Annotated in this window: 6 protein-coding genes and 1 tRNA gene; 3 read left to right on the top strand and 4 right to left on the bottom strand. The window is 72.6% G+C overall.

The genetic code is table 11. The features are described from left to right. The coding region (locus tag ABD308_RS32615) for a DUF3662 domain-containing protein (protein ID WP_344343118.1) at window positions 1-481 on the bottom strand (481 nt) is incomplete at its 3' end. 417 nt (window positions 482-898) lie between these two features. On the opposite strand from ABD308_RS32615, the gene ABD308_RS32620 reads away from it, so the two are divergent. After that, window positions 899-982 (top strand) — tRNA-Leu (locus ABD308_RS32620). Window positions 983-1,055: 73 nt separating this feature from the next. On the opposite strand, the gene ABD308_RS32625 is transcribed toward ABD308_RS32620, so the two are convergent. Together ABD308_RS32625 and ABD308_RS32630 are read right to left on the bottom strand one after the other, a co-directional pair. After that, window positions 1,056-2,198 (bottom strand): sensor histidine kinase, encoded by a 1,143-nt coding sequence (locus ABD308_RS32625; protein ID WP_344343120.1) that lies wholly within the window; start codon window positions 2,196-2,198, stop codon window positions 1,056-1,058. Beyond that, window positions 2,195-2,848 carry a response regulator gene (locus ABD308_RS32630; protein WP_486327042.1) on the bottom strand — a complete coding sequence of 218 codons (654 nt, stop codon included), beginning with the start codon at window positions 2,846-2,848 and terminating at the stop codon, window positions 2,195-2,197. The genes ABD308_RS32625 and ABD308_RS32630 overlap by 4 nt, the downstream gene beginning before the upstream one ends. 289 nt (window positions 2,849-3,137) lie before the next feature. Between ABD308_RS32630 and ABD308_RS32635 the strand changes: the two genes are divergently transcribed. Together ABD308_RS32635 and ABD308_RS32640 are read left to right on the top strand one after the other, a co-directional pair. Further along, a complete protein-coding gene (locus ABD308_RS32635; RefSeq protein WP_425554904.1) occupies window positions 3,138-4,976 on the top strand; it encodes a phosphatidylglycerol lysyltransferase domain-containing protein in 1,839 nt (612 codons plus the stop codon). Between the two features lie 205 nt (window positions 4,977-5,181). Further along, complete coding sequence (locus ABD308_RS32640) at window positions 5,182-5,961, top strand: hypothetical protein (protein ID WP_344343122.1); 780 nt, start codon at window positions 5,182-5,184, stop codon at window positions 5,959-5,961. A 17-nt stretch (window positions 5,962-5,978) separates the two neighbouring features. Here ABD308_RS32640 and ABD308_RS32645 read toward each other — a convergent pair. After that, the coding region (locus ABD308_RS32645; protein WP_344343124.1) for an ATP-binding SpoIIE family protein phosphatase at window positions 5,979-7,869 on the bottom strand (1,891 nt) is incomplete at its 5' end.

Below are 7,869 nucleotides of genomic sequence, written 5' to 3' on the forward strand. Positions count from 1 at the left end.
GGTTGCCGCCGAGCCCGGCGTGCCCGAGCGCGCCGGGCCCCTGGGCGGCCGGCGGGCGGCCGTAGCCGGGCTGGGTCGGATGCGCGGGGGCGTGCTGCTGCGGTTCCTCCGCGGCGAGCGTGCGGCTGCGCACCCGGTACAGGCCGGTGTCGAGGTCCTCGGCCTTCTCCAGGTTCACCTGGAGCGGGCCCATGAAGCTGTAGCGCTGCGCCTCGGCGTACTCGCGGACCATGCCGGCGAGCTCGTTGCCCAGCTGTCCGGAGTAGGGGCTCAGCCGCTCGTAGTCGTGCGGGCTGAGCTCGACGATGAAGTCATTGGGCACGACGGTCCGCTCGCGGTTCCAGATGCTCGCGTTGTTGTCGCACTCGCGCTGCAGCGCACCGGCGATCTCCACGGGCTGGACCTCGGACTTGAACACCTTGGCGAAGGTGCCGTTGACGAGACCCTCAAGTCGCTGCTCGAACTTCTTCAGCACTCCCATGGGGCACCCCCTTCCAGGGTTCGTTCGCCTGCCTGCCGACCGGTGTCCGGGAGGAGCCGGTCGTGCCTACTTGCGGTACTTCCGTACTGATCGTATCCACGCCGGGGCCATCCGTACGGTTCCCGGACCACGTGGTTCCCGGGGGTGGGCTCGGACACACAGGGTGACGCATCCGGGCGGCACCATGCCAGGGCTACCCGCCGGGCGTGGCCGCCATCCCTCGCTCGCCTGTTCCCCGGGCATCCGTTCGGATGCGCTCGGGCGCCCCGGGAACGGATTCGGAGGCGACCCGCAGGTCGTGCTACTGTTTTGCATGTCGGAAGGGGCGCCCACCGGGTGGCCCGATCGAAGAACCGCGAAGGCCACATGGTACCGAGCGGATCGGCTGATCGACCGGCAAGCGGTGAAAACACCCATGCGCGGGTGGCGGAATAGGCAGACGCGCTGGATTCAGGTTCCAGTGCCCGAAAGGGCGTGGGGGTTCAACTCCCCCCTCGCGCACAGCGAAGCCCCGCAGATCTTCGGATCTGCGGGGCTTTTTTGTTTCCGCTCCCCCTCGCCTCCGGAGGACCGCTCAGGAGGACGGGGCCGGCAGGTCGGCGCGGACCTCGAAGCCGCCGTCCGGGGTCGGGCCGGCGGTGAGCGAACCGCCGAGCAACTGAGCCCGTTCGCGCAGCCCGACCAGGCCGTGGCCGCCGCCGGGCAGGATCCGCGCGGGGCGGACCGGCGGCGCGTCGTTGCGCACCTCGACCCGCAGCCGGCGCCCGCGGGCCCGGACCCGGACGTGCACCGCGGCCTCGGGCGCGTACTTGGTGATGTTGGTGAGCGCCTCCTGCACGGTGCGGTAGGCGGCCCGTTCGACCGCCTCCGGCCAGGGGCGGTCGCCCGGGACGAGTTCGGCGTCCGCGCGCAGCCCGCTCTCCTCGATCAGCCGGGGCAGGTCGGCCAGCCGGGGCTGCGGGGCCAGCGGGGTGTCCATCCGCGGTCCGCCGGCCCGCAGCACCCCGACCATCTGGCGCAGCTCCTCCAGGGTGCGCACGGATAGCTCGCGGATGGTCCTGGCGACGCCCGCGGCCGACGGGTCGGGGGTGGACACCTGGAGCGCGCCCGCCTGGATGCTGATCAGGCTGACCTGGTGCGAGACCACGTCGTGCATCTCCCGGGCGAGTCGGCCGCGCTCCTCGCTGAGCACCCGTTCGGCGAGCAGCCGGCTCTCCCGCTCCTGGCCCCGGGTCAGCTCGTCCAGCCGGGACGCCAGCTCGCGCCGGGTCCGGGAGAGCAGACCGGTGGCCGCCGGGCCGGCCGCGAGCATCACCGACTGGATGGCGTACAGGGCGGTGTCCCGGCTGATCGTGAAGGTCTGCTCGGAGACCGGCCAGTGGAAGAACTCGACCAGTGCGAACAGGGTGGCGCAGGGCACCACCACCCGCGGCCGGGGGCGTTCGGCGGCCACCGTGTAGACGGCGGTGATCGGGGCGAGCCAGATGTCGTCGAGGTAGCTGCCGGGCATGGTCAGCAGCAGTACGGTGACCGGGAAGCGCCGCCGCCACAGCAGCGCGACGGCGGCCAGCACCGACAGCAGGGACTGCCACGGCGGCGCGCCCCGGGCCACCAGGGCGGCGTCGACCAGCGAGTAGAGGGCGGGCAGCAGGAGCATCAGCCAGGGCGCGGTCAACCCGGCCGGCGGGCGTCGTACCGGAACGGCCTCGCCGGTCATACCCCGTCGCTCGGCTTCGGGCGGACCAGGCCGGCCCGGTGGGCGATCACGGCCGCCTGGACGCGGTTGGCGGCGCCGAGCTTGCCGAGGATCGCGCTGATGTGGTCCTTCACGGTGCCGGTGCCGAGGAACAGCCGGTCGGCGATCTCGGCGTTGGACAGGCCCTCGCCGAGCAGCGCCAGCACGTCCAGCTCCCGGCCGGTGAGCGTGCGGGCCAGGGTGGCGGCCTCGGCGACCCGGCCGCCGCCGTCCACGTAGCCGCCGATCACGGTGCGGGTCACCGTGGGGGAGAGGATGTTGCCGCCGGCCGCGAGCACCCGGACGGCGTGCACCAGTTGCTCGGGGGCGGTGTCCTTGAGCAGGAAGCCGGACGCCCCGGCGCGCAGCGCGGTGCCGATGTACTCCTCGGTGTCGAAGGTGGTGAGCATCGCCACGGCCGGCGGGTCGGGCAGCGCCCGGAGCCGGCGGAGCACCGAGATGCCGTCCATGTCGGGCATCCGGATGTCGAGCAGCACCACGTGCGGACGCAGCCGCGTGACGTGCTCCTCGGTCTGCGCCCCGGAGCAGTCGCCGACCACCTCCAGATCGGGGGCGGAACCGACGATGAGGCCCAGCCCGGACCGGACCAGGATCTCGTCGTCCACGATCAGCACGCGGGTGGTGGTGATGGGTCCCTCCTCGGTTCGGCGGCCGGGTCGGCCCGGCCGCGTGACTGCCATCGAGGGTAGGGCCTGACCGGCGGCTTTGCCGGGCCCGTACCGGCCGGGCGACCCCCGCCGAACGGCGGGGGTGTGAATCCGCTGCCTGGTTCACGCGATTCTCATCGTGGGTGGGGAACCATGGAATCGGCTGCCGCTCAGTCGGCCTGCCGGCCGAGGTGGGTGTCCAGCCGGGTCGTCTGCGGATGCGACCCACCACCTGATCGTTTGGAATTGAACCGTGTCGTCCACTGTGAAGCCGGAGCCGTCCACCTCCCCCACCGGGTCCGGGTCCGAGCCCGGCGCGTTCACGGCGCGCTGGCGTCCGCGGGCCGCCGTGGCGACCGTCTGGTACCTGCGGCTGATCGCCCTGCTCAACCTGGTCACCGTGCTGCTGGCGCAGTTCCGGGACCAGGTCGAGACGCACAACGAGGGTGAGTACTTCACCCCCTACCTGATGACCGCGGGCCTGAGCAGCGCGGTGCTCTCGGTCTTCCTGGCGATCGCCATGAGGCGCCGCAAGCGGGCCGCGTGGATCTTCAACATCGCCCTGGCCGGGCTGTTCGCGGTGCTCTACCTGGTCGCCATGTCGCTGCCCGAGGAGGGCTTCGACCGGCACCCGCTGAACTATGTCTCCACCGTGCTGACCTGCGGCTTCGTGCTGGCACTGGTGGTCGGCCGGAAGGAGTTCACCTCCAAGGGCGACCGCTCCAACCCGAAGACCGCCGCCGCCACCTTCGTGGCCGGCCTGGGCTTCGGCGGGGTGGTCGGCGCCGCGCTGGTCGCGCTGACCAACAACCTGCCGGACGCGGACTTCTGGGACATGTTCCGCTACTCGGTCGGCCGGATGGTCACCGTCACCCCGTCGGAGCACCTGCGCTCCGTGATCGACGCGCCGACCTGGGTGAACGCGGTCATCAACGCGATGGGCGCGCTGCTCTTCCTGCTCGTCCTCTACGTGGCCTTCCGCAGCCCGCGCGGCAGCGAACTGCTCACCGCCGAGGACGAGCAGCGGCTGCGGGTGCTGCTGGACAAGCAGGGCGAGCGGGACTCGCTCGGCTACTTCGCGCTGCGCCGGGACAAGGCGGTGATCTTCTCGCCGAGCGGCAAGGCGGCGGTCGCCTACCGGGTGATCGGCGGCGTCTCGCTGGCCTCCGGCGACCCGATCGGCGACCCGGAGGCCTGGCCGGGCGCGATCGACGCCTGGCTGGCCGAGGCCCGCGAGCACGCCTGGGCGCCGGCCGTGATGGGCGCCTCCGAGGAGGCCGGGGTGATCTACGCCCGGCACGGCCTGGACGCGCTGGAGCTGGGCGACGAGGCGATCGTCGAGCTGGACGAGTTCTCGCTGGACGGCCGGGCGATGCGGGTGGTGCGCCAGGCCTACAACCGGGTCAAGCGGGCCGGGTACACGGTGCGGATCCGCCGCCACGAGGAGATCCCCGAGAGCGAGATGGCCGACCTGGTCGCCAAGGCCGACCAGTGGCGCGACGGCGCGACCGAGCGCGGCTTCTCGATGGCGCTGGGCCGGCTCGGCGATCCGGGCGACGGACGCTGCGTGATGCTGGAGTGCCACGACGCCGACGGCGAGCTGAAGGCGCTGCTCAGTTTCGTTCCGTGGGGCGTGGACGGACTTTCGCTGGATCTCATGCGCCGGGCCCGGGACACCGAGAACGGGCTGATGGAGTTCATGGTGATCGAGCTCCTGCAGCGCGCCGGCGAGGTGAATCTGGCCAGGGTCTCGTTGAACTTCGCGATGTTCCGTTCCGTTTTCGAGCGCGGCTCGAAGCTCGGCGCCGGGCCGGTGCTGCGGCTCTGGCGTTCCGTTCTGGGCTTCTTCTCGCGCTGGTGGCAGATCGAATCGCTCTACCGGGCCAACGCCAAGTACCGGCCGATCTGGGAGCCGCGTTATCTGCTGTTCGAGAAGAGCAGCGAGATTCCGCGGATCGGCATCGCCAGTGCCCGGGCCGAGGGCTTCATCACCGCACCGAGCCTGCCCGCGCTGTTCCGTCGCCGGCACCAGGGACCGCCCGCCGTCGAGGCGCCCCGCGTGCCGGTGGCGGCACGGGGCGGGAAGGGGTAGACCCTCCGCCGGGGGGCGGAGGGGACCGGTCACCCGGATGGGGGGATTTCGGGGTGGCCCCTCCCCCCTGAGGATGACGGGGATCCGCATTAATGCCGATGTGGATTCATTAAGCGGCTTCTAATGTGGGGGGTAGTCGGGAAGGCGCTTGCGTCAACGGGGATTTGGAGAACGGGTTGTGATGCGGAGGACCCGCGCGGGGGGCGTGCGAAAGGGACCGCTGGCTATTGCCGGAGAGGCCGCTGTCGCCGAGTGGGGAACGTTGTTCCGCACGGTCCGGGAACGGGTGGTCCGCAAGAAGTTCGCGGCCGTCCCGTTGGCCACCGCGGCGACCTGTCTGATCCTGCTGTTCAGCATCGTCCAGCACCTGCCGGGCGGGGAGCGCCTGGTCACCCAGATCGGCGTGGTGAAGGCGGCGCTGCCGCTGGAGGTCTCGCTGCTGCGGACGCCGCTCTCGCTGTACGTGCCGGCTCTGGACCTGCCGGTGTGGGGGGCGCTGGCGCAGGTCTTCGTGGTCTTCGGGATCGCCGAGATCGTGCTCGGCCGGCGGCTGACCCTGGTGGTGGCCTACACCTGCACGCTGGCCGGGACGCTGTTCGCCCGGGTCGGCGTGGCGATCGGGCCGGACCACCTCTTCGGGTTCCCCAAGTGGGTCGCCCATGTGCGGGACACCGGGCCGTCGGCCGCGGTGGTGGCGCTGGCGATCTGCGTCGCGTTCCGCTGCCGGGCCTGGTTCACCGCCGGACTGGTGGTGGCGCTGATGGTCGGTGAGGCGGTCGTGCTGCCGAACCTGGCGGGCATGGAGCACGTGGTGGCGGTGATCGCGGCGCTGCTGATCGCGGTCTCGGTGGAGGTGTTCGGGGACTTCTGGCCCCGGGTGCTGGCCGGGGTCGGCGCGGCCGCCGTGGTGGCGACGGCCACCGCCTCGCTGGAGGCGGCCGCCGAGGCCCGCCTCCGCACCCCGGCCGGTGCGGCGGTCCCGTAGGGCTCGTAGGGCTCGTACTAGAGCGGCAGTTCGAACCAGACGACCTTGCCGACGGCCTTGCGGGCGGTGCCCCAGTGGTCGGCGAGTTTGGTGACCAGGGTGAGGCCGCGGCCGGTCTCGCCGAGTTGTTCGGCGGGTTCCAGCGAGGGCAGGTTGTGGTTGTCGTCGCTGACCTCGACCAGCAGCTTGTCGACCCGGATCAGCTGGAGCTGGACCCGGTCGCGGGCGACCCGGACGGCGTTGGTGACCAGTTCGCTGACCAGCAGCACGACGGTGTCGCTGACCGACTCCAGGTGCCAGGCGGCGAGCTGCTCGCGGACCAGGGCGCGGGCCCGGCCGACCTCGCGCTGGTCGACGGTGAGGTCCCAGGTGGCGACCTCGCTCGGCGCGACCCCGTCGAAGCGGGCCACCAGCAGCGCGACGTCGTCCTTGCGGTCGTCCGAGTGCAGCCGGTCCAGGACCACGTCGCAGGCCTCCTCGGGGCTCTGCGTGGGGTCGATCAGGTTGCCGCAGAGCGCGGCCAGCCCGGCTCCTATGTCACCGCCCCGCACCTCGACCAGCCCGTCGGTGCAGAGCACCAGCATCGAGCCGTCCGAGACGTCGATGGTCTTGGCGACGAACGGGACCCCGCCCACCCCGATCGGGGCGCCGGCCGGGATCTCCAGCAGTTCGCCGGTGCCGTCGGGGTGGACCAGGACCGGTGGGACGTGGCCGGCGCTGGCCAGCTCGCAGGTCCGGTTGATCGGGTCGTAGACCGCGTACAGGCAGGTGGCGAGGTGGTCGTCGCCGAGCTTGTGGGCCAGGTTGTCCAGGTGGCGCAGCAGCTGGCCGGCCGGCAGGTCGAGGGCGGCCAGGGTCTGCATCGCGGTGCGGAAGCGGCCCATCGCGGCGGCCGAGTGCAGGCCGTGGCCCATGACGTCGCCGACCACCAGGGCGACCCGGCTGCCGGGCAGCTGGATCGCGTCGAACCAGTCGCCGCCGACCTCGGCCCGGGAGTCGCCGGGCAGGTAGCGGTGGGCGATCTGGACGCCGGGGATCTGCGGCGGCCGGGTCGGGATCATCGACCGCTGGAGGGTGGTGGCGACCCGGGACTCGGCCCGGTGCAGCCGGGCGTTGTCCAGTGAGAGCGCGGCCCGGGCGGCCAGTTCCTTGAGGGTGGCGGCGTCGCCCTCGTCGAAGGGGCCGCGGTCGGGGAGCCGGAGCAGCTTGAGGATGCCGAGCACGGTGCCGCGCGCGGAGAGCGGCACCACCAGCATCGAGCGGTCGGAGACCACCGGGACGAGGTCCGGGCCGCCGAGCGCGGCGGCGTAGTCGACGGCGACGTCCCGGGTGATCACCGGGACCAGCACCGGCTGGTTGAGCTGGAGGGCCATGCCGGGCGGGGTACGGCGGGGCATGGCGACCAGGGAGCCCTCGGCGAGCACGTGGTCCCACTGGCCGGCGGACTCGTTGCGGGCGAGCGCGACCCGGCGGAGCATGGTGGCGTCGTCGGGGCGGGCCTCGGGCAGTTCGGAGTCGGAGATGAGGCCGTCGACGAGGTCGACGCAGGCGAAGTCGGCGACCCGGGGGACCAGCACCCGGCACAGCTCGTGGGCGGTGAAGCCGAGGTCGAGGGTGGTGCCGACCTTGCCGCCGACCTCGGCCAGCAGGGCCAGCTGCTCGCCGGCGTGGCCGTTGGTCAGGAACGGGCCGAACCGGCCCGCCGTCGGCGCGGGGGCGGGCGGCGGCACGGCGGCGGGCGGCTCGACGGTGGTCTGCTCGATGGTGGTGCCTCCTCGCGGCGGGGGCGGGACGACCGGGGCGGCGGCCGGTGCGCCGAGGCCGGCGGCGGGCTGCGCGGTGGCGGTCTGTGCGGTGGCGGCCTGCGCGGCGACCTGGGCGGCGGCTTGGCGCTGGGCGGGCTGTTCG

The organism is Kitasatospora putterlickiae (assembly GCF_039527695.1).
Classification (GTDB): Bacteria; Actinomycetota; Actinomycetes; order Streptomycetales; family Streptomycetaceae; genus Kitasatospora; species Kitasatospora putterlickiae.

Bases quoted from the DNA above. Each gene is read 5' to 3' on its own strand.
- ABD308_RS32625 (WP_344343120.1), bottom strand. From the start codon at position 2,198: ATGACCGGCGAGGCCGTTCCGGTACGACGCCCGCCGGCCGGGTTGACC.